Source organism: Glycomyces sp. L485 (assembly GCF_022548875.1).
GTDB lineage: Bacteria > Actinomycetota > Actinomycetes > Mycobacteriales > Micromonosporaceae > Glycomyces.
In genome coordinates this window covers 426-20,357 of sequence record NZ_JAKZEW010000055.1, presented here as the reverse complement: position 1 = coordinate 20,357, position 19,932 = coordinate 426, and the positions used below count along the sequence as shown (strand labels likewise).

18 protein-coding genes are annotated in these 19,932 nt (G+C 69.6%); 11 read left to right on the top strand and 7 right to left on the bottom strand.

Annotated features, from left to right (window positions below; translation table 11 throughout):
* Positions 1-332: 332 nt before the first annotated feature.
* From L0U85_RS18675 to L0U85_RS18655, 5 genes are read right to left on the bottom strand one after another with little or no spacing between them, the layout of a single operon-like run.
* Positions 333-1,070, bottom strand: coding sequence for an SDR family oxidoreductase (locus tag L0U85_RS18675; protein ID WP_241379273.1), 738 nt, complete (start codon positions 1,068-1,070; stop codon positions 333-335).
* Entirely contained in the window at positions 1,067-2,350 is a 1,284-nt protein-coding gene (locus tag L0U85_RS18670) for an enolase C-terminal domain-like protein (RefSeq protein ID WP_241379272.1), read from the bottom strand. Before L0U85_RS18670 ends, L0U85_RS18675 begins: the two co-directional genes overlap by 4 nt.
* A complete protein-coding gene (locus tag L0U85_RS18665; RefSeq protein WP_241379271.1) occupies positions 2,347-3,177 on the bottom strand; it encodes a fumarylacetoacetate hydrolase family protein in 831 nt (276 codons plus the stop codon). The genes L0U85_RS18670 and L0U85_RS18665 overlap by 4 nt, the downstream gene beginning before the upstream one ends.
* Positions 3,174-4,022, bottom strand: a complete 849-nt coding sequence (locus L0U85_RS18660; protein ID WP_241379270.1) for an amidohydrolase family protein — start codon at positions 4,020-4,022, stop codon at positions 3,174-3,176. The genes L0U85_RS18665 and L0U85_RS18660 overlap by 4 nt, the downstream gene beginning before the upstream one ends.
* Entirely contained in the window at positions 4,019-5,002 is a 984-nt protein-coding gene (locus tag L0U85_RS18655) for an aldo/keto reductase (protein ID WP_241379269.1), read from the bottom strand. The genes L0U85_RS18660 and L0U85_RS18655 overlap by 4 nt, the downstream gene beginning before the upstream one ends.
* A gap of 91 nt (positions 5,003-5,093) precedes the next feature.
* Between L0U85_RS18655 and L0U85_RS18650 the strand changes: the two genes are divergently transcribed.
* The 4 genes from L0U85_RS18650 to L0U85_RS18635 are packed head-to-tail and all read left to right on the top strand — an operon-like array spanning position 5,094 to position 8,507.
* On the top strand, positions 5,094-5,813 hold the full coding sequence (locus L0U85_RS18650) for a GntR family transcriptional regulator (RefSeq protein WP_241379268.1): 720 nt from the start codon (positions 5,094-5,096) through the stop codon (positions 5,811-5,813).
* Positions 5,810-6,505 (top strand): (Fe-S)-binding protein, encoded by a 696-nt coding sequence (locus L0U85_RS18645; protein WP_241379267.1) that lies wholly within the window; start codon positions 5,810-5,812, stop codon positions 6,503-6,505. Before L0U85_RS18650 ends, L0U85_RS18645 begins: the two co-directional genes overlap by 4 nt.
* A complete protein-coding gene (locus tag L0U85_RS18640) occupies positions 6,502-7,917 on the top strand; it encodes a lactate utilization protein B (protein ID WP_241379266.1) in 1,416 nt (471 codons plus the stop codon). The genes L0U85_RS18645 and L0U85_RS18640 overlap by 4 nt, the downstream gene beginning before the upstream one ends.
* Complete coding sequence (locus L0U85_RS18635) at positions 7,914-8,507, top strand: lactate utilization protein C (protein ID WP_241379265.1); 594 nt, start codon at positions 7,914-7,916, stop codon at positions 8,505-8,507. The genes L0U85_RS18640 and L0U85_RS18635 overlap by 4 nt, the downstream gene beginning before the upstream one ends.
* Positions 8,508-8,740: 233 nt before the next feature.
* Here the strand turns inward: L0U85_RS18635 and L0U85_RS18630 are convergent, their stop codons facing one another.
* On the bottom strand, positions 8,741-9,430 hold the full coding sequence (locus tag L0U85_RS18630) for a glycosyltransferase family 2 protein (RefSeq protein WP_241379264.1): 690 nt from the start codon (positions 9,428-9,430) through the stop codon (positions 8,741-8,743).
* 98 nt (positions 9,431-9,528) lie between these two features.
* Between L0U85_RS18630 and L0U85_RS18625 the strand changes: the two genes are divergently transcribed.
* From L0U85_RS18625 to L0U85_RS18600, 6 genes are all read left to right on the top strand, one after another.
* Positions 9,529-11,640 (top strand): hypothetical protein, encoded by a 2,112-nt coding sequence (locus L0U85_RS18625; RefSeq protein ID WP_241379263.1) that lies wholly within the window; start codon positions 9,529-9,531, stop codon positions 11,638-11,640.
* Between the two features lie 9 nt (positions 11,641-11,649).
* On the top strand, positions 11,650-12,225 hold the full coding sequence (gene dcd, locus L0U85_RS18620; RefSeq protein WP_241379262.1) for a dCTP deaminase: 576 nt from the start codon (positions 11,650-11,652) through the stop codon (positions 12,223-12,225).
* Positions 12,226-12,301: 76 nt separating this feature from the next.
* Positions 12,302-13,093 carry a hypothetical protein gene (locus tag L0U85_RS18615; RefSeq protein WP_241379261.1) on the top strand — a complete coding sequence of 264 codons (792 nt, stop codon included), beginning with the start codon at positions 12,302-12,304 and terminating at the stop codon, positions 13,091-13,093.
* 146 nt (positions 13,094-13,239) lie between these two features.
* Positions 13,240-14,409: a mechanosensitive ion channel domain-containing protein gene (locus L0U85_RS18610; protein ID WP_241379260.1), complete on the top strand. Its 1,170-nt coding sequence runs from the start codon at positions 13,240-13,242 to the stop codon at positions 14,407-14,409.
* A 69-nt stretch (positions 14,410-14,478) separates the two neighbouring features.
* Complete coding sequence (locus tag L0U85_RS18605) at positions 14,479-15,063, top strand: TetR/AcrR family transcriptional regulator (protein WP_241379259.1); 585 nt, start codon at positions 14,479-14,481, stop codon at positions 15,061-15,063.
* Positions 15,064-15,087: 24 nt separating this feature from the next.
* Positions 15,088-15,999: a hydroxymethylglutaryl-CoA lyase gene (locus tag L0U85_RS18600; protein WP_241379258.1), complete on the top strand. Its 912-nt coding sequence runs from the start codon at positions 15,088-15,090 to the stop codon at positions 15,997-15,999.
* A gap of 115 nt (positions 16,000-16,114) precedes the next feature.
* Here L0U85_RS18600 and L0U85_RS18595 read toward each other — a convergent pair whose 3' ends face one another.
* A complete protein-coding gene (locus L0U85_RS18595) occupies positions 16,115-16,696 on the bottom strand; it encodes a hypothetical protein (RefSeq protein ID WP_241379257.1) in 582 nt (193 codons plus the stop codon).
* 193 nt (positions 16,697-16,889) lie between these two features.
* Between L0U85_RS18595 and L0U85_RS18590 the strand changes: the two genes are divergently transcribed.
* Positions 16,890-19,724, top strand: a complete 2,835-nt coding sequence (locus L0U85_RS18590) for an AAA family ATPase (protein WP_241379256.1) — start codon at positions 16,890-16,892, stop codon at positions 19,722-19,724.
* The last annotated feature ends 208 nt before the right edge of the window (positions 19,725-19,932 follow it).

Genomic DNA, 19,932 nt, shown 5'->3' with positions numbered 1-19,932 from the left:
CCTAGCCGCAGCCGCCGAACCGGCCCCTAGAGTCCCGCTCCTGCTCCTGCTCCTGTTCCTGCTCCCCACGACCGGCCTCCGTGGCCGACAGGGCACCCCCGGCCCCCACTCAGCTCTTTCGTCGCTGATCGATTGAAGCCCAAGCGAGAGGCACCGGGGAGCCGAAGACCCCACCCCCTCCCAACCATCCCCCTCGTCATCGCCGCCGCCCTTGGCGCAGAGCAGCCATCCGCATGACCGATCCCGCCAACGACCCCATGGCCATTGCCGGTCTCCACAGGCGCGTCCCTCCGACTTGGCGCTTGGAGCCGGGGCAGAAGCGGACCGGTCTGTCAGCGGACGAGGCGGAGGCCGGACATGCCGCCGTCTACAGCAATGCTGGTGCCGGTGATGGCCTTGTTCACCGGGTCGGCGAGGTAGACCACGGCGTTCGCGACCTCCTCCGCGCTCACGAGCCGCCCGGTGGGTTGGCGGGCTTCGAGCTTGGCGCGCTCGGCCTCGGCGTCCTCGGCCTGGTCGAGCAGCCTCGCGACCCAGGGCGTGTCGACTGTGCCGGGGGCGACGCAGTTGACGCGGATCCCCTCGGAGACGTGGTCGGCCGCCATCGCGAGGGTCAGCGAGTGGACCGCGCCCTTCGAGGCGGAGTAGAGGGCGCGCTTGACGAGTCCGGCGCTCGCGGCGATCGACGAGGTGTTCACGATCGCGGGCGAGGCGGATTCGCGCAGGTGCGGCAGGCAGGCGCGGGCGAGTCGCACCATGCCGAGCAGGTTGACGTCCAGCACCCGTATCCACTGCTTGTCCGAGTTCTCCTCGACGGTGCCCACCGCGCCGATCCCGGCGTTGTTGACGAGCACGTCGATTCCCCCGAAGCGCTCGGCCGCCGCGGCGACCGCCTGGCGCACCTGGTGGTCGTCGGCGACGTCACACGTGGTCGACCAGTGATTCTCGCTCGCGTTGAGGTCGAGCACAGCGATGTTCGCACCGCGCTCCGCGAAGGCGTCGGCGCAGGCCGCGCCGATCCCCGACGAACCTCCCGAGACGACCACGGTCAGGTTCTCGAATCCGTTCATCGCTGTTCTCTCCATTCAGGACCATCGGGGAAGGTGAAGCGCTGGAGACTCTCGGCGCGCATCTCGGCCGAGAAGCCGGGCGCGGTCGGGGCCTGATATCGGCCGTTCTTGATAACGGTGGGATCGATGAAGTGCTCGTGGAGGTGGTCGACGTACTCGATCACGCGATCCTCCATCGACGCGCTCACGGAGGTGTAGTCGAACATCGACAGGTGGCAGACCAGCTCGCACAGGCCGACGCCGCCCGCGTGCGGGCAGACCGGCACGCCGAACTTCTTGGCCAAGAGCAGGATCGCGATATTCTCGTTCACACCGGCCACGCGAGCCGAGTCCAGCTGGAGGAAGTCGATCGACCCGGCCTGCAGGAGCTGCTTGAACATGATGCGGTTGTGGCAGTGCTCGCCGGTGGCGACCTTGATCGGCGCGACGCGACGGCGGATCTCAGCGTGGGCGAGGATGTCATCGGGGTTGGTGGGCTCCTCGATCCACCACGGATCGAACTCGGCGAGCGCGGACATCCACTCGACGGCCTGCCCGACGTCCCAGCGCTGGTTGGCGTCGACGGCGATGCGGACGCCGGGGCCCACAGCCTCGCGGGCGGCGGCGAATCGGCGCCGGTCGTCCTCCAGGTCGGCGCCGACCTTGAGCTTGATCTGCTGGTAGCCGTCGGCGACGGCCTCGCGGGCGAGGCGCACGACCTTCTTGTCGGAGTAGCCGAGCCAGCCCGGCGAGGTGGTGTAAGCCGGGTAGCCGTCGCGTTCGATCTCGGCGATCCGCTCGGCCTTGCCCTCCTCGGCCTCGCGCAGCATCGCAAGGGCCTCTTCGGGCGTGAGCGCGTCGGACAGGTAGCGCCAGTCGACGCAGTCGACGATCTGCTCGGGGCTCATGCTGGAGAGGTACTTCCAGACGGGCATCCCGGCACGGCGGGCGGCGAGGTCCCAGGCGGCGTTGACCAGCGCCGCCGCTGCGAGGTGCATGACGCCCTTCTCCGGTCCGAGCCAGCGGAACTGGGAGTCGTGGGTCAGGCGCCGGTAGAACTCGCCGAGGTCGTCGACCTCGCGGCCGACCACGAGCTCGGACAGCGTCTCGATGGCGGCGCAGCAGATGTCGTTGCCGCGGCCGATGGTGAAGGTGAACCCGTGGCCCTCGAAGCCGTCGTCGGCGTGGAGCACGACGTAGGCGGCCGAGTAGTCGGGGTCGGGGTTCATCGCGTCGGAACCGTCGAGGCTCTGGGAGGTGGGGAATCGAACGTCGACGACGTCGACTGCGGTGATCGTCATGCCTGCACCAGCTCATTCTTCGTCTGGCCGAGGCCGTCGATGCCGACCTCGACTACATCACCGGCACCGAGGTAGGGGAACCGGCCGGACAGCGCGACGCCCTCGGGGGTGCCGGTCAGGAGCAGGTCGCCGGGGTCGAAGGCCATGAACTGCGACATGTGGAAGATGATGTGCGCGACCGAGAAGATCATGTCGCCGGAGTTCGAGTCCTGCCGGATCTCGCCGTTGACCTTCGACCACATGCGGAGCTTCTGCACGTCCTCGATCTCGTCGGGGGTGACGAGGTAGGGGCCGAGCGGGGAGAACGTCGGGCAGGCCTTGCCCTTGGAGAACTGGCCTCCGGAGCGCTCGATCTGGAAGTCGCGCTCGCTGACGTCGTTGGCGACGACGAAGCCCGCGACGCAGTCGAGCGCGTCTTCCTCGGACTCCAGGTAGGAGGCCCGTTTGCTGAAGACGACGCCGAGCTCGACCTCCCAGTCGGTCTTGGTCGATCCGCGCGGGATCTGGACGGCGTCTCTGGGGCCTACGACGGTGTTGGGGTGCTTGAAGAACACGACGGGTTCAGCGGGCGGCTCAGCACCGGACTCGGCGCAGTGGGCGGCGTAGTTCATGCCGATGCACACCACGGCTCCGGGCTTGGCGATCGGCGCGGCGATCCGCTCGCCGGCGATGTCGATCTCGGGGAATTCAGCCACACTGGACACGCCGCCGCGGGCGAGGAAGTCGGCGTCGATGTCGCTGTAGAGCCCCGAGAGGTCGTAGTGCTTGCCCTGGTGGGCCACGACGGGGGTCTCCAGGCCGGGTTCGCCGATGCGCAGGTACTTCATAGCACTCCTAGTTTGTAGGTCTTCGCCGCCGTTCCGGAAAAGACGTCGGGGTCCTCGCGGCCGAGAATCTCGGTCGCGGCGTCCTTGACGCGGGTGTAGGTGGCGGCCAGTTCGCAGACGGGCCAGTCGGATCCGAACATGAGCCGGTCGGGACCGAACAGCTCGAGCGCGGTCTGGACGAACGGGCGCAGGTCCTCGGGCGTCCACTCCTGCCAGTCGGCCTCGGTGACAAGGCCGGAGAGTTTCGCGGCCACGTTGGGTTGCTTGGCGAGCGGGGTGACGGCCTCCCGCCAGGCCCACAGCCCCTCGGCGCCGTCCTTGATCTGCGGTTTGCCGAGGTGGTCGAGGACGAAGGTCAGCTCCGGCACGGCCTGGGCCGCCTTCGCGGCGGCCGCGAGCTGGTCGACCCGGACGACGAGGTCGAACGTCGGCACGGCCCGGGCAACGAGCCTGAGCGCGGCGATGACGTCGGGCCGGGCGAGGAAGTCGGACTCGGGGCGGCCCTGGACCTGGTCGCGCAGCCCGACGAGGTAGCGCGCTCTCGGATGGCTCGCATAGCGGGTCAGGACGGCGCGCAGGTCGGGGTCGAGCAGGTCGATGTAGCCGACGACGCCGGCGATCTCGTCCACGGCACCGGCCAGGTGCAGGAACTCGACGGTCTCCGACGGGTGCCCCCAGCCGGCCTCGACGAGTACGGTGCGGTCGACGCCCGCGGCGGCGAGGTTGGCCCGCAGATCGGCGATGCCATAGTCGCGCTTGATCTTCGCGAGCTTCGGGCTCGCGAGCCACGGGTAGTCCGCGGTCCAGACGTGGTGGTGTGCGTCGATGACGAGACGGGTCGTCATGGTGTGGGTGCCTCCTCGGCCAGGAGCCCCGCGTGCTTGAGGTCGCGCCACAGGGCGGCGGGGATCGGGTGGGCGGACATCGCGAGGGCGTCGTCGACCTCTGCCGCGGTACGTGCGCCGATGATGACCGACGCGACCGCGGGGTGGGTGGCGGGGAACTGGATGGCCGCGGCCCGGAGCGGCACGTCGTGCCGCGCGCAGACCGCTTCGATGGCGAGGGCCTTGTCGACGAGCTTCGAGTCGACCGCCGTGTAGTTGAAGGTGGCGCCGGGGCGGGGGTCGGCGAGGACGCCGGAGTTGAACACGCCCGCGGCGATGACCGAGACGCCGCGCTCGATGCAGGTCGGGTAGAGCCGGTCGAGCGCGGACTGGTCGAGCAGCGTGTAGCGCCCGGCGATGAGCGCGACGTCGAAATCGGCGCGGGTGAGCATGTCGGCGGCGGCGTCGGTGGAGTTCATGCCGACGCCGATCGCGCCGATGCGGCCTTCGGCGCGCAGCTCTGCCATGGCCCGATAGGTGCCGGTGAGCGCCTCGTCGCGGTGGTCGTCGGGGTCGTGGATGAGCCCGATCTCGACGCGGTCGAGACCGAGCCGGTCGAGGCTGTCGCGGTGCGCCTCGAAGGCGGCCTCGTAGGAGAAGTCGAAACGGGAGGCCTTGCCGTTGGGCTCGGCCCACAGGTCCCAGGCGCCCTCATGCTCGACCAGGACCCGCCCCAGTTTGTCGGAGATGACCGCCTCGTCGCGGGGGAGTCCGACGAGCGCGCCCCCGAGTCGCTCTTCGGAGAGCCCGGCGCCGTAGTGGGGCGCGGTGTCGAAGTGGCGGATGCCACCGTCCCAGGCGGCCTTGACCGTGGCGGTCGCCTCCGCCGGGTCGACCGGGCTGAAGAGCCCGCCGATCGGGGCGCAGCCGAGGCCGACGGCGGTGACGGACACGTCGGTGTCGCCGAGGCGGTGCCGCGGGAGTACGCGGTTCGTGGCCACAGGGTGTCTCCAATACGGGCATATCAGGACGGTTCGCGGGAGTCCGGCGTGCGCCGGGCCGCTTCCAACAATATCCTATAGGATATATCCTATGGGAGAAGCATTGGTGTGGCCCGAGCGGCAGACCTTGGCCGATGAGGCCTACAGCGAACTGAAGTCGAGAATCCTGCAGAGCATCCTTCCGCCCGCGGAGAAGCTCAGCATCGATGGCCTGGCGAAACGCCTGGAGATATCGCAGACCCCGATCCGCGAGGCCCTGGCCCGGCTGGAGGCCGAGGGGCTGGTGGAACGGCGGCCGCTCAGCGGGTACAAGGTCACCCCGTTGCTCACCGAGGACGAGTTCGAGGACCTTTTCGGCATGCGGGAGCTGCTCGAACCCCTCGCCGCGAAGCGCGCCGCCGACCCCGACCGGAGCCGCCACGACGGCGGCGTCGCCGATTCGCTCCGGATGCTGGCCCGGACCCCGCCGTTCGACAGCGACCGTCAACTGAGCCGCCTCGACTTCACCGAGGCCGATAAGCGGTTCCACAACTACATCGGGCAGCTGAGCGGCAGCCCGATGCTCGCCAAGGCGATCGACCGCCTCGACGCGCACCTGCACCTGCACCGCTCGTACATCGAGCCCAAGATGATCGAGGAGACCGAGAACGAACACTTCGCGATCGCGGAGGCTATCATCGATGAGCAACCGCTTACAGCAGAAGAGGCCATGCGCCGCCACCTCGAAAACTCCCACGCGAGGCACGCGGCCGCCTTCCGCCGGGCTGAAGCCGTGGTGGGTCCCAAGAAAGAGGTGAACCGAACCCCTTGAGCCGCATCGGACTCTTCATCACCTGCGTCAACGACGCCCTCTACCCGCAGACGCCGAAGGCGGTCGTCGCGGTCCTGGAACGACTCGGCTACGACGTCGACTTCCCGCAGGCCCAGACGTGCTGCGGCCAGATGCACGCCAACTCCGGCTACCGCAAGGACGCCGCGAAGCTCGCGAAGTCCTTCGAGCGGACCTTCGCCGGCTACGACGCCATCGTGACCCCCTCGGGCTCGTGCGCCGCCATGACCCGCGACCAGTACCCGGACCTGACCGGCACCGACATCGGCGATCGCGTCTACGAGCTGTCCGAATTCCTGCTCGACCACGCCGGCGTCGAAGACGTGGGCGCGAGCTTCCCCCACACCGTCACCTACCACCCCACCTGCCACGGCACCCGCGCGCTCGGCCTGGGCGACAAGCCGCTCCGACTCCTGCGAGCCGTCGACCGCATCGAACTGGTCGACCTGCCCGAGGCCGACCAGTGCTGCGGCTTCGGCGGCACCTTCGCGCTCAAGAACTCAGAGGTCTCCTCGGCGATGCTCGACGACAAATGCCGCCACGCCGCCGACACCGGCGCCGAGTACCTCGCCGCCGCGGACAACTCCTGCCTCACCCACATCGGCGGCGGCATCGGCCGCGTCGGAGGCCCCAGACCCATCCATTACGCAGAGATCCTGGCGAGCACCACATGACCACCGCGTTCCCCCCTGGGCGAAGCCTGCGGAGCCCCAAATTCGCCGAGTCCGCCAAGGTCGCGCTCGGTATGCCGCAGCTGCGATCGAACCTCGCCCACGCCACCGGCACGATCCGCGGCAAGCGCGCCACCGTCGTCGGCGAACTCGACGACTGGGAGTCGCTGCGCGATGCCGCGGCCGCGATCAAGGCCGACGTCCAGCACCGCATGCCCGAACTCGCGGTCGCATTCGAACGCAAGGCCACCGAAGCGGGAGCGACCGTCCACTGGGCCCGCGACGGCGCCGAGGCGAACCGGATCGCCGCCCGGATCACGCGCGAAGCGGGCGCCGACGAGGTCGTCAAGGTCAAGTCGATGGCCACCCAGGAGATCGAGCTCAATGAGCACTTCGAGGCCGAGGGCCTAAAAGCCTGGGAGACCGACCTGGCGGAGCTCATCGTGCAGCTCGCCGAGGACCGGCCGAGCCACATCCTGGTGCCCGCGATCCACTACAACCGAACCGAGATCAGGGACATCTTCAAGGGCCGCATGAGCGACGCGCCGACCGGGCTGACCGACGAGCCCGCCGCGCTGGCAGAGGCGGCGAGGCTGCACCTGCGGCGACGCTTCCTGTCGGCGAAGGTCGCGGTCTCGGGCGCGAACTTCGCGGTGGCCGAGACCGGCTCCCTGGTCGTGGTGGAGTCGGAGGGCAACGGCCGGATGTGCCTGACGATGCCCCGGACGCTGATCAGCGTCGTCGGCGTCGAGAAGCTGCTGCCGCGCTTCGAGGACCTGGAGGTCTTCATGCAGCTGCTGCCGCGCTCGTCGACCGGCGAGCGGATGAACCCCTACACCTCGATCTGGACGGGCGCGACCGGAGGCGACGGCCCAGAGGACGTCCACATCATCCTGCTCGACAACGGCAGAACCGACGTCCTCGCCGATGAGGTGGGACGCCAAGCGCTCTCGTGCATCCGCTGCTCCGCCTGCCTGAACGTCTGCCCGGTGTACGAGCGGACCGGAGGCCACGCCTACGGCCACGTCTACCCGGGCCCGATCGGCGCGATCCTCGCACCGCAGCTGGAGCCGGGCAGGCACGACGACCTGCCGTACGCCTCAAGCCTCTGCGGCGCCTGCTACGAGGTCTGCCCGGTGAAGATCAACATCCCCGAAGTACTGGTCCACCTGCGGCAGCAGGGCCCGCACCACGTCGGCGAGAAGGCGGCGATGGGGGCCGCCGAAGCGGTCATGGCCCGCCCGAGACTCTGGCGGGCCGCCCTCGGCGCGGCCCGGTTCTTCTCGCTCCCATGGCGAAAGCGCGGGTCCGTCCGCAGGCTGCCATGGCCCGCATCGAAGTGGACGGTGAGCCGGGACATGCCGGTGCCGCCGAAGGAGACGTTCCGGGACTGGTGGAAGGAGCGGGAGCGATGAGCGCCAAAGAGGAGATCCTGGCGCGGATGCGACGTGCCCTGGACGGCGCCGGTCCGGTGCCGGTGCCCCCACGCGAGTACCGCAGAGCCCTGGACGAGGACGCCGACGTGGTCGAGATGCTCATCGACCGCCTGGTCGACTACAAGGCCGAGGTGCATCACGGCGTCGACGCGATCGAGGCGGCGCTGGGCGATGCGAAGCAGGTGGTGGTCCCCGCCGACCTCCCGACCGAGTGGCGTCTGGGCAGGTCGGTCTTCATCGAGGACCGGAATCTCGCAACCGAGGACCTCGACGGGGCGGACGCGGTCCTGACCGGATGTGCGGCCGCGGTGGCGGTCTCGGGCACGATCATGCTCGACGCGGGTGCGGCGCAGGGAAGAAGGGCGATCACCCTGGTCCCCGACCACCACGTGATAGTCGTGCGGCGCGACCAGATCGTCGGCCACTTGGCCGAAGCGCTGCCGCGACTGCACCCGACCCGCCCGCAGACGTGGATCTCCGGTCCGTCGGCGACGAGCGACATCGAGCTGCAGCGAGTGGAGGGGGTCCACGGCCCCCGACGCCTCGACGTCGTCATTCTCGGCGACTGAAGTCCACTGATGATGCGGCCCGCCGTAGCGCAGTGCTGCGATCCGCCGCCGTACGGGGACGAGGCGGCCGGCAGGCACGGAACCCTCGCCTGAGCGGGGACGGTCTCGCAAGCCTCGTAGTTACGATCTGCTGATCGCGGCGATCGCTTCGGTGCACGAACCCCCGCCGTACACCCGGAACTCCGCCGAGCTCAAGTGCTCGTTGGAGTCATCGCGGTCCGAGCCGAGGCGCCTCAGCGGCGGCGGACGCGCTCCCTGCCGAGGAGCCACAGTGCGTGGACGCCGTCCGTCCAGGTGATCTTCTTGCCCTCTTCGCGGCTGCGCGCCGTGTAGGAGATCGGGACCTCGAACGGGCGGATACCGCGCTTGAGCAGCTTCGCGGTCAGCTCGGCCTCCATGCCGAAGCCCGCCGAACGCACCTGGAGATCCAGGTACAGCTGCCTCGGCATGAGCTTGTAGCAGGTCTCAAGGTCCGAGATGTAGGAGTTGAAGAGGATGTTCGCCGCGAGCGTGATCCCCTTGTTGCCCATCACGTACCAGAACGAGTACGCCGAATGCGAGCCGAACGTCCGTGAGCCGTACACGACCTTGGCCTTGCCGTCCAGCACCGGCGTCAGCAGCCTCGCCAGATCCGAAGCCTCGTACTCCCCGTCCGCATCGAAGACCACCACGTAGTCGCCCGCGGCCTCCTTCGCGGCGGTGAGGATCGCCGCGCCCTTGCCTCGGTTCCTGGAGTGGCGGATCAGCTTCACCCGCGCTTGGTCCTCAAAGGCCTGGAGGACCTCCCATGACCGGTCACGCGAGCCGTCGTCGACGGCCACGATCTCGGTCTCGCAGGGAAAGTCCACTGCGAGCAGCTCTTTCAGCGTCCCGGCGGCGAGTCGCTCCTCATTGAATACCGGGACGAGAATCGACAACAGCATCGCTGCTCCATCCCCGCGAGTCCGAACACTATTTCAAAACCATAACGCGCGGCCTTGCCGCAGCGCCATGGGGCGGGACGGTCGTGTTCAATAGAGCGGTGCTGCTCGTCCTGTGGCTCCTCGTCCTCCTACCCGCCCTCGCCTACGCGCTCCGCCCCGTCGAAGGCGCCGTCGTAGCCCCCATGCGACTCGCCGTCCTTCGGTCCGCACTTCTACTGGGCGCCTGGGCGATCGTCACCGTCGAGGCCGCCTCGGCGTTCGACTCCCTAACGGCCGGTGCAGTAATGGCCGCTTGGACCGCCGCCACGCTGGGCGTCCTCGCCGCCGTCATCTTCCGCAGCATCCGCGACGTCGCCCCCGCCGGCGGCTCCCTGACCGACCAGCTCAGGTCCCGCCGCGGCGCCACCCGCCGCACCTGGCGCCGCACCAGGTCCGCCGCCGCGGCGGCCCCCGCCTGGCAGTGGGCCGTGGCCTGCGTCGTCGCGATCCTGCTCATCAGCGTCGGCGTCCTCGCGATCGCCTCGGCCCCCAACAACTTCGACTCCCAGACCTACCACCTGCCGCGCATCGAGCACTGGGTCCAGAACGCCTCGGTCGACGTCTACGCCACCGACATCCACCGACAGGTCGACCTCAGCCCGGGCGCTGAGTACCTGCTCGCCCACCTCAGGCTGCTGACCGGCGGCGACGGTGCCTACAACCTCGTCCAGTTCTTCGCCGGGACCGGCGCCGCCCTCGCCGCCTCCCGCATCGCCGCGCAGCTCGGCGGAGGCCCGATGGCCCAGGTCGCCACCGTCTTCGTCCTCGCGACCACTCCCGAGATCCTCCTCCAGGCCTCCAGCACCCAGGTCGACCTCGTCGCCGCCGCCTGGGTCGCCTGCCTCGCCACCCTCGTGCTCGACGAGTTCACCCGGCCGGGCGACCAGCACGGACCCGCCTTGCTCGAGCGCGCCTCCTACGTCACAGCGCCGCCGCGCTCCGACGCGCTCTACCTCGGCCTCGCGCTCGGACTCATCGCCGTCACCAAGACCACCGGTCTGCTCGCCGCGGGCCCGCTCCTGCTGATGTGGGGCGTCGGCCGGCTCGTCCGCGACGGCAGGCGCCGCCGCCCGTGCATGTGCGGGCGCAGCCCGAAGGGCTGCTCGCGCACCAACGTCTCCGGCGCGCTCGAATCCCGCCTGCGGACCGTCGGCGCCTCCGTCGCCGTGATCGTCCTCGCGCTGGTCGTCGTCGGGCCGTTCCTGGCGCGCATGCAGGCCGAGTTCGGCTCCCCGCTCGGTCCGCCGATGCTGCGCGAGTCCATCGGCGTCCAGACCTCCGACCCTCGGCTCATCGCAGTCAACGGCCTGCGCATCGCCCAGACCGCGCTGGACACGCCGCTGCGGCCCGTTTCCGACGCCTTCGCCGACGCCATCGAGGGCCTGGCCGGCCTGGTCGGCGTCGACGTCAACGACCCGGACGTCACCTTCGGAACCTCGACCTTCCCCGTCCCCGCCTGGTATCCGGACGAGGACCGGGCCGCGTTCCCGCTCACCGGCCTCGCCGCGCTCATCGGCACCGCCTGGTTCCTGTGGAAGGGACCGGGACTGCGCCGCGCCTACGCCTCGGCCCTCGCCGTCGCCGCGCTCCTGGTGTGCGCCACGGTCGCCTGGCAGCCGTGGATCAACCGACTCCTGCTCTTCCTGGTCGTCCTCGGCGCGCCTGTCGCGGGCGTCCTCGCCGCCGGCCTCGCCCGCGCCCTGATCCAACGCCGCCGCAAGGCCCTCGCGTGGGCGCTGCTCGGCACGTTCGCCGCGACCGCCGCGCTGGCGGGCCTGCTCACGGTCGCCTACGGCTACCCGCGGCGCCTGACGGGGGAATGGTCGGTGTTCACCCTGAACGACAACGAGGAGCGCTTCGTCCGCCGCCTCGAATGGCTGCCCCAGTATGAGGAGGCCGCCGCCGCGGTCGCGGACTCCGGGGCCGGGACCGTCGGCCTCGTCCAGAGCAACGACTCCTGGGAGTACCCCTGGTGGATCCTGCTGCCCGACGGCACCGAGCTGGTCGCGCTCCAGTCGATCGTCCCCGGCCGCGAGCCGGCCGCCGTGGAGGACGTCGAGGCGATCGTCTGCGCCGAAGATCTGGACGAATGCGCGAACCTCGTCCCGGCGGGGTGGGATTTCCACGACCTCGGCACCGTGGGCTACGCGGTGCCGAGATCGACCCGATAGCCTGGGGCCATGCTGCTGAGCGACCGCGACATCGTCGACGCCGTCAAGAACGGACGGCTCGGACTCGACCCGTACGAGCCGGACCTGGTCCAGCCGTCGAGCGTCGACGTGCGCCTCGACCGGCGATTCCGGGTGTTCAACAACCAGAAGTACACCCATATCGACCCCTCGCTGCGCCAGGACGACCTGACCGAGCCGGTCGACGTCGGCGACGACGAGCCGTTCGTGCTCCACCCCGGCGAGTTCGTGCTCGCCTCGACCCTGGAGGTCGTCACCCTCCCGGGCGACCTGGCCGCGCGCCTCGAAGGCAAGTCGAGCCTCGGGCGCCTGGGGCTCCTGACGCACTCCACGGCCGGGTTCATCGACCCGGGCTTCTCCGGCCACGTCACCCTGGAGCTGTCGAACGTCGCGAACCTGCCGATCACCCTGTGGCCGGGCATGAAGATCGGGCAGTTGTGCGTCTTCAGACTCTCCAGCCCCGCCGAGCACCCGTACGGCTCCACGAGCATCGGTTCCCGGTACCAGGACCAGCGCGGCCCCACACCCTCGAAGTCGTGGCAGAAGTGGCGCACGTGGCCGACCTGAACGAATGGATCTGGCCGCGGTCTTCCCATTGCGGCAATAGCCGGAAACGGCTGAATATCTGTCTTAATCTGCGGTCATGGACATCACGCAGAGTTTTCAGAACGCGTTCGACGACATCGTGCAGTTCCTGCCGCGAGCCCTCGCATTCCTGGCCATTCTGGTCATCGGCTGGTTCATCGCCAAATGGATCGGCAAACTGGTCGGAAAGCTGCTCAAGAAAGTCGGACTCGACAAAGTCGGACACAAATCCGGGCTGCGCCGGTTCACCGGCAAATTCGAACTGAGCGACCTGCTCGGCAAACTCATCTATTTCGCGCTGGTGCTTTTCACGCTCCAGCTCGCCTTCGGCGCGTTCGGGCCGAACCCGGTCACCGAACTCCTGACGGCGTTCGTGGCATGGCTGCCGCACCTGTTCGTCGCGGTCCTCATCGTGGTCGTGGCCTTCGCGATCGCCAACGCCGCCTTCGAGCTCGTCAACGGCACGCTCTCGGAGACGAACTACGGGAAGACCCTCGCCCGCATCGTGCAGGTCGCGATCGTCTTCGTCGGCGCCGTGGCCGCCCTCGGCCAGGCCGGGATCGCGGACTCCGTCACCGGACCGTTGCTGTGGGCCGTCCTCGCATCGGTCGCCGGGGTCATCATCGTCGGCGTCGGCGGCGGCCTCATCGCGCCCATGCGCGAGCGCTGGGAGCGGATGCTGAGCACCGCCGAGGGCGAGGCCGCGAAGGTCAAGACGACTACCGCGAGGCCCGCCTACGATCCGATGACGCAGACCTACACTTCGGGGCGCTACGGCTCCGGTGCCGACGTCCAGGCGGAGACGCCGACCGAGGCCCGCACGCAGAGGCCGCCCGCTGAGCCGCAGTGAACACATTGGCCCCAAGGGCTCTGGTTTCATAATCGAACAGCGCCGCTCGACGACCGGCCGTGTTCCGCTGCGCGGAAATAGAGCCGATGTCATGTCTACGCCACAGTAGGTGCGAGTCATTCACCTCTACCGTTACCCTGTGTGGCATGCGGAACCTCGACCCCTGGGTGATCGTCGTGGCGGTGGCGATCCTGTCCGCCCTCGCCGTCAGCCTCGCCCGACTGCTCATCACCTGGCTGCTGCTGCGCCATGCCTCCGAACGCATCTCCCGCGTCGTCTCCAAAGCCCTGCGCCCCGCCCAGCTCATGGCGGCCACCGGCGGCGTCCAGATCCTCCTGTTCGTGCAGAGCGACGTCGCCACCGACGGCTGGGACGACAGATGGAACACCAACCTGAGCCAGACGCTGCTGTTCGGCACCGTGATCTCCGGCGCGTGGCTGATCTCCAACCTGCTCAGCGTCGCCAAGGACCCGATACAGGAGCAGTGGGGCTCCCTCAACCAGGACGACATCGGCGGACGACGCCGCCGCACGCAGGCCATAGTCACCTACCGGCTCGTCTCGGCCGGCGTGTGGATGGTCGCGATCGGGATCATCCTGTTCAACATCCCCGCGCTCAGGGTCCTCGGCACCTCGCTGCTCGGCGCGGCGGGCATCGCAGGTGTCGTCGCGGCGCTCGCGGCGCAGACCATGCTGCAGAACCTCTTCGCGGGCATGCAGCTGGCCTTCGGCGACGCGCTCCGCCTCGAAGACGTCGTCGTCATCGAGGGCGAATGGGGCCGCATCGAGGAGATCACCCTGTCGTACGTGGTCGTTCGCATCTGGGACGAGCGCCGCCTCGTGCTGCCGACCTCCTACTTCAAGGACCATCCCTACATCAACTGGACCCGAGACAACCCCAAAGTGCTCGGGACGGTGAAGATGGACGTCGACTGGCGCCTCCCGGTCGAGGAGGCGCGAGCCGAGCTGCGACGCTTCCTGGCCAGCAACCCGTTGTGGGACGGAAGGAAGTCGGGGGTCATCGTGCTCGACTCGACCGGTCCGTACATGCAGCTTCGGATGCTCATCTCCGCGGCCAACCCCTCCGACCAGTGGGATCTGCGCTGCGAGGCCAGGGAGCACATGATCCGCTGGGTGGTCGAGGCCTACCCGCACTGCATCCCGCGGCTGCGCGTCAACAGCTACCAGTCGGTCATGGACGTGCGCACCGGCGCCTTCGCCTCGGAGGGCCACAACGAGGCGATCGACGCCAGCGAGATCCAGGCGCTCCTCAACGAGGCCCCCGTGGAGCAGCGCCGACCGAGCCCCGGCTCCTGACCAAGAGTGGGCTTTTGCTCCCTGCGTCGAGGAGCGCGCCAGAGTAGCCTAGCGCTGGTGAGTCTAGATATGACCGATAAGCGAGGCGGCTCCAAGCGCCGCCGCGAGATCCTCGACGTCGCGGTGAAACTGCTGGCCAAGCACGGCTATCACGGCGTCTCGATGGACGACATCGGAGCGGCAGCGAGCATCACCGGCCCGGCGCTGTACCACCACTTCAAGGGCGGAAAGGAGCAGATGCTCGCCGACGCGCTCATCCCGGTGTCCGAGCGCCTCCTCGCCGGCGGCAAGCACTACGCCTCCCTGCACTCCGATGACCCGCGCGCGGCCCTGGAGGCCCTGGTCGACTTCCACCTGGCCGTCACCGTCGACTCCCCCGAGATCGTCATCCTCCACCTCCACGAGCTCGACCGGCTGCCCGACGAGCCGCGCCGCGAGGTCCGCAAGCTCCAGCGCGTCTACGTCGAAGAGTGGGTGCGCGTGCTGTGCGAACTGCGGTCCGGCCTCAAACCCGAGCAGGCCCGCGTCATCGCCCACGGCGCCTTCGGCCTCATGAACTCCACCCCCTACCTGGCACTCGGCGAGGAGATCAGCGCCGAGCAGACCGCCTCACTGCTCCGCTCGGCGGCCCTGGCGGCCCTCGATCCGGGCTAGCATGGAACGAGAGGAGGCGTGAACATGCACCAGCCTGAACAGGTCTCTATCCGCGAGGTGGCGCCCCGCGACGGCTTGCAGAACGAGCCTCCGGTGCCCACTGAGGACAAGATTCGCCTCGTCGACGCGCTCTCGCGCACCGGACTGGCCCGCATCGAGGCCGTCAGCTTCGTCCACCCCGAGGCCGTTCCGCAGATGGCCGACGCCGCCGAGGTGTGGGCCGCCGTCGAGAAGCACCCAGGCATCCACTACAGCGCCCTGGCGCCCAACCTCAAGGGCGTCCAGCGCGCCGTCGACGCCGGGTTCTCCGCGATCGAAGTCGTCGTCTCGGCCTCCGACACGCACAACCGGGCGAACGTCGGGCGCACCGCAGCCGAGTCGATCGCCGAGTTCGGCGACATCGTCGCCCTCGCCCACGAGAACCTCGCGAGCGTCGAGGCCATCATCGCCACCAGCTTCGGATGCCCCTTCGAGGGCGACGTAGAGCCCGTCCGCGTCGCGCGGATCGTCGACGCCGCCGCGGAGGCCGGCGTCGACCGGATCGCCTTCGGCGACACCACCGGCATGGGCACACCCAGGAGGGTGAACGACCTGCTCGACGCCGTCGAGACCGACCTGCCGATGCTCATGCACTTCCACGACACTCGCGGCACCGCGCTGGCGAACCTGCTGACCGCGATGGACCGCGGCATCGTCGAATTCGACGCCAGCGTCGGCGGCATCGGCGGATGCCCTTACGCCCCTGGCGCTTCGGGGAACGTCGCCACCGAAGTGGTGGTCCACATGCTGCACGACATGGGTGTCGAGACCGGCATCGACCTCGACGCGCTCATCGACGTCGCCGCGCTCGCGGAGCAGATCGTGGGCCGCGAGCTCGAATCCGGGGTGTTGAGAGCCGGGCCGCGCACGCGTCTCACCCAGAAGCCGTCGACTTAGGGAAATCCAGGGCCCGGAGGTCTCGAACCTCCCCCAGGCCCTGGTGCCGGGCACGGTCCACAGGATCACAATGCCTGCGCCCGGCCGCCGGGTGAACCTCCGAACACCCGGACGTCTATTCGTTCGGCGTGTGCTGCGCGAACTTCCAAGTCGCCAGCACCGACGCCACCACGATCAGCCCCATCGCGCCCCTCCAGCCGAACGTCGGCAGGATGAACAGGCTCCCCACGGCCGCCACGATCCCGGCGAGGACTGCCAGCGCCGAGAGCCCGATCGATCCGGAGCCGTCGCCGACTTCGGCGCCGGTCAGCACGCGGCCGGCGATCGCGACGACCAGCCCGCCCGAGACGCCGAGCGCGAGCGAGGCGGCGAGCATGACCGGCAGGTTCGGGGCGAGCGCGGTCGCGAGGGCGGCGAGCGTCAGACCCGCCAGCGCTGCCGAGCCGGTGTATCGGGCGGGTCCGACCGCACCGATGCGCCTGGCGGCGTTCGCCCCGGCCACGAGGCCGAGTGCGAGCGCGCCGATCGGCCAGAGGCGGGCGCCGGGGGCGGTCTGGAGGCCTGCGGCGATGTCGGTGGCGAGGAGGGCGAGGGCGGCGGCGGAGGCAAAGGCGGTGGCCTGTGCGTACGCTGCCGAGATGACGGGCGCCCATCGCAGTGCGGCGGTGGGCTGCTGCGTGTGCGTTTCAGTAGCCATGGCATCGAAGCTATGGGCGTTTCCGGCTGTGCGCGTAGGTCGAACGACTGGTGTCGGTGACCGGGTTCGGCCCAGGGGTCCATCCCGGTCGGGGCGGGCCCGGTAGACCCCAGTCGAATGACAGATGCGTTTCGACCGGTCGCCTGGCTACCCTGGGTGGAGTCCCCTTTCGCTGCCGAGGACTGGAGCCGCCGTGAATCCCGCCGCACGCCCCGCTACCGGGGCCATGACCGAGATGGAGCCGGTGGACTGCCAGGTCGGTGACGGCTCGGCCCCCACCTATTGCGAGGCACCATCGCATTCTGCGCGAGCGGTCCTGTACGGCCGCGACGAGGAACTTGACGCGATCCAAGCCCTGTTGGACGGCGCGCGGCTCGGGCACGGCGGGGCGCTGGTGGTGCGCGGCGAGCCGGGCATCGGCAAGTCGGCGATCGTCGACGCGGTGATCCCCAGGGCCGAGGGCTTCACGGTCCTGCGGACCTTGGGCGTCGAGGCCGAGCACACCTGGTCGTACGCGGGGCTCCAGATGCTGCTGCACCCGCTGCTCGACCGCATCGGCAAGCTTCCGGCCGCGCAGGCCGAGGCGCTGCGCACCGCCCTCGGCATGGGCGAGGGCACCGGCCGCCCCCAGCGGCTCCAGGTCGGCCTGGCGGTGCTGAACCTGCTGGTCGACGCCTCGGCGCACCGCCCGGTGTACGTGGTGATCGACGATGCGCATTGGTTGGACCGCGACTCGACCGACGCGCTCCTGTTCGCCGCGAGGCGCCTGGCGACGGAATCGATCGGGATGGTCCTGGTCGTGCGCGACGGCTTCGCCCCCGGGTTCCCAGCCCCGGGCATCCCGGAGCTGACGCTCGGCCCACTCGGCATCGAAGCGTCGCAGGCTATTTTGGACATCCGCTCCGAATCGGTGCCGTTCACCAGCCGCGACTGGATCCTCCGCCTCGCCGAGGGCAACCCGCTAGCGCTCCTCGAGCTGCCGGTGGCCGACCACGAGGACACGCTGCGGACGATCGACGCCTCCAACAGCCGCTATTCCACGACCTCACGCATCCGCCAGGCCTTCACCGAGCGGATCATCGCCCTTCCCGAGGCGACCCGGACCCTACTCCTGGTCGCCGCCGCCGAGGAGACCGGCGAGACGGCCGTGATCGCCGAGGCCGCCGAGAAGCTCGGCGCGAACCTCAGCGACCTGGAGCCGGCCGAGATCGACGATCTGGCCCGATACCACCAGGGCCGCATTGAGTTCGTACACCCGCTGATCCGGTCGGCCGCCTACCACTCCTCGCCCCGCGCGAGGCGCGTCGACGCCCACCGGGCCCTGTCCGAGGCGTTCGGCGCGGGCGACATCCGCCATGCCCGTCACCTGGCGGCGGCGACGACCGGGCTGGACGAGAAAGCCGCCGCGGCACTCGAAGCCATCGCGTCCTATGAGGCCGAGCGCGGCGGCTGCGTGGCCGAGATGGTCGCCTTGGAGCGCGCCGCGTCGTTCACCCCCGACCCATGCGAGCGGGCCCGCCGGCTCGTCGAGGCATCGCACACCGCATACGCGGCCGGCCTGGTGGACAAGGCGATCGAACTCGCCGAGAAGGCCGAGCGGCTGACCGACAACCACGTGCTGCTGGCCCGCACCGCGCTCATCCGGGCGACGATCCTGTCGTGGGCCGGGGACGCCGGCGCGTTCGACGTGTGGATGGAGTCGGCCGAGCACTACGCCGTCAACGGCCACGAGAACACCGGCTACCCGCTCCTTCGCGGTGTGTGGAACGCCTGGGAGACCGGCGACTTCGGCAAAGTGGAGTACGCGAACGAACTGGCCACGCGCTTCGGCGGCTCGAACAACACCTGGGCGAAGCGCCTGGCGCGCGCCGCCGCGGGCCTGAACGGCCGCTCGTGGGTGAACGCGGGCGAGGCCGTCGACGCGCTGCGGAGCCTGTACGACTACTACCAGCCGCTCCACGAGGACTTCCGGCGCTTCGACCAGGTCCTGGCCGCGCGCTGGCGGCTGCTGGCCGGGGATGTCCCGGCCGCGCACCTGGCCGCGATCGAGAAGGTGCGCGACTGCCGCGAGACGGGTGCCACCAGTCCGCTCGTCCAGGCGCTCCTCGTCCAGGCCCAGACCCTCCTCCACTATGGGCGATACGCGGATGCGCAGGCCGCGGCGACCAGCGCGATCGAGTTGGCCGCTGAGACGAACGACCGCAGGGCCCTGATGCAGGGCAGGATCTGGGTGCTGCTGCCGATCGCCGCGATCCGCGGGGAGGAGCGGCGCTGCCGCGAGCTCGTGGCCGCCGCGATCGAGGATGCCCCGGAGGACTCGGTGATCCCCGCCGATACCTCGCTCGGGTTGCTCGACCTCGCGATGGGCCGCCACCAGGCCGCGTACGACCGGATGCGCCGCATCGCCGAGGGCACCTCCCCGATGGAGATCCTCACGCAGGTCCCGACCCTCGTCGAGGCAGCGTTCCGGTGTGGCCGGCTCGCCGACGTCAAGGAGGTCTTCGGCTGGTTCGCCGACTGGGCCGACGCGACAGGCCGCTCCTACTGGGAGGCGCTCGTGGAGCGGTGCCGGGGCATGATGGAGCCCGGCTCGGAGGCCGGGGCTCACTATGCCCGGGCGGTCGAGCTGCACCGCGCCGACGACATCGACCCGTTCGAACGGGCCCGCACCGAACTGGTCTACGGCGAGTGGCTGCGACGCGAACGACGCATCAACGAGGCCCGGGCGCACCTGAGGGAGGCCACGGAGGTCTTCGAGAGGCTCGGCGCCGATCCCTGGACCGAACGCGCCCAAGGGGAGCTGCGGGCCGCCGGTGACTCGACGACGATCGAGGCGAAGCCGGACCTGGCCGAGAAGCTCACCCCGCAAGAGCTCCAGGTGGTGCGCCTCGCGGGGGACGGCCTGACGAACCGCCAGATCGGCGAGCAGCTTTTCGTGAGTCCGCGGACGGTCGGCTATCACCTGTACAACGCCTACCCGAAGCTCGGCGTCTCCTCCAGGACGGAACTGGCCAAACTCGACCTCTAGCCGGAGAGCGGTGCCGCGCTCTGCTGTACAGCTTGATCTCACTTTTCGAGTCGGCTTCAGTCGTGCGCCAAGGGCGGCGGCGATGACGAGGTGGATGGTTGGGTGGGGCGGTGTCGTCGGCTCCCCGGTGCCTCTCGCTTGGGCTTCAATCGATCAGCGACGAAAGAGCTGAGTGGGGGCCGGGGGTGCCTTGTCGGTCACGGAGGTT

What these genes read in the sequence shown, in the direction of transcription:
- L0U85_RS18675 (WP_241379273.1), bottom strand. Translation starts at nt 1,070, where the DNA reads ATGAACGGATTCGAGAACCTGACCGTGGTCGTCTCGGGAGGTTCGTCG.
- L0U85_RS18670 (WP_241379272.1), bottom strand. Translation starts at nt 2,350, where the DNA reads ATGACGATCACCGCAGTCGACGTCGTCGACGTTCGATTCCCCACCTCC.
- L0U85_RS18665 (WP_241379271.1), bottom strand. Translation starts at nt 3,177, where the DNA reads ATGAAGTACCTGCGCATCGGCGAACCCGGCCTGGAGACCCCCGTCGTG.
- L0U85_RS18660 (WP_241379270.1), bottom strand. Translation starts at nt 4,022, where the DNA reads ATGACGACCCGTCTCGTCATCGACGCACACCACCACGTCTGGACCGCG.
- L0U85_RS18650 (WP_241379268.1), top strand. Translation starts at nt 5,094, where the DNA reads ATGGGAGAAGCATTGGTGTGGCCCGAGCGGCAGACCTTGGCCGATGAG.
- L0U85_RS18640 (WP_241379266.1), top strand. Translation starts at nt 6,502, where the DNA reads ATGACCACCGCGTTCCCCCCTGGGCGAAGCCTGCGGAGCCCCAAATTC.
- L0U85_RS18635 (WP_241379265.1), top strand. Translation starts at nt 7,914, where the DNA reads ATGAGCGCCAAAGAGGAGATCCTGGCGCGGATGCGACGTGCCCTGGAC.
- L0U85_RS18630 (WP_241379264.1), bottom strand. Translation starts at nt 9,430, where the DNA reads ATGCTGTTGTCGATTCTCGTCCCGGTATTCAATGAGGAGCGACTCGCC.
- dcd (WP_241379262.1), top strand. Translation starts at nt 11,650, where the DNA reads ATGCTGCTGAGCGACCGCGACATCGTCGACGCCGTCAAGAACGGACGG.
- L0U85_RS18615 (WP_241379261.1), top strand. Translation starts at nt 12,302, where the DNA reads ATGGACATCACGCAGAGTTTTCAGAACGCGTTCGACGACATCGTGCAG.
- L0U85_RS18610 (WP_241379260.1), top strand. Translation starts at nt 13,240, where the DNA reads ATGCGGAACCTCGACCCCTGGGTGATCGTCGTGGCGGTGGCGATCCTG.
- L0U85_RS18605 (WP_241379259.1), top strand. Translation starts at nt 14,479, where the DNA reads ATGACCGATAAGCGAGGCGGCTCCAAGCGCCGCCGCGAGATCCTCGAC.
- L0U85_RS18600 (WP_241379258.1), top strand. Translation starts at nt 15,088, where the DNA reads ATGCACCAGCCTGAACAGGTCTCTATCCGCGAGGTGGCGCCCCGCGAC.
- L0U85_RS18595 (WP_241379257.1), bottom strand. Translation starts at nt 16,696, where the DNA reads ATGGCTACTGAAACGCACACGCAGCAGCCCACCGCCGCACTGCGATGG.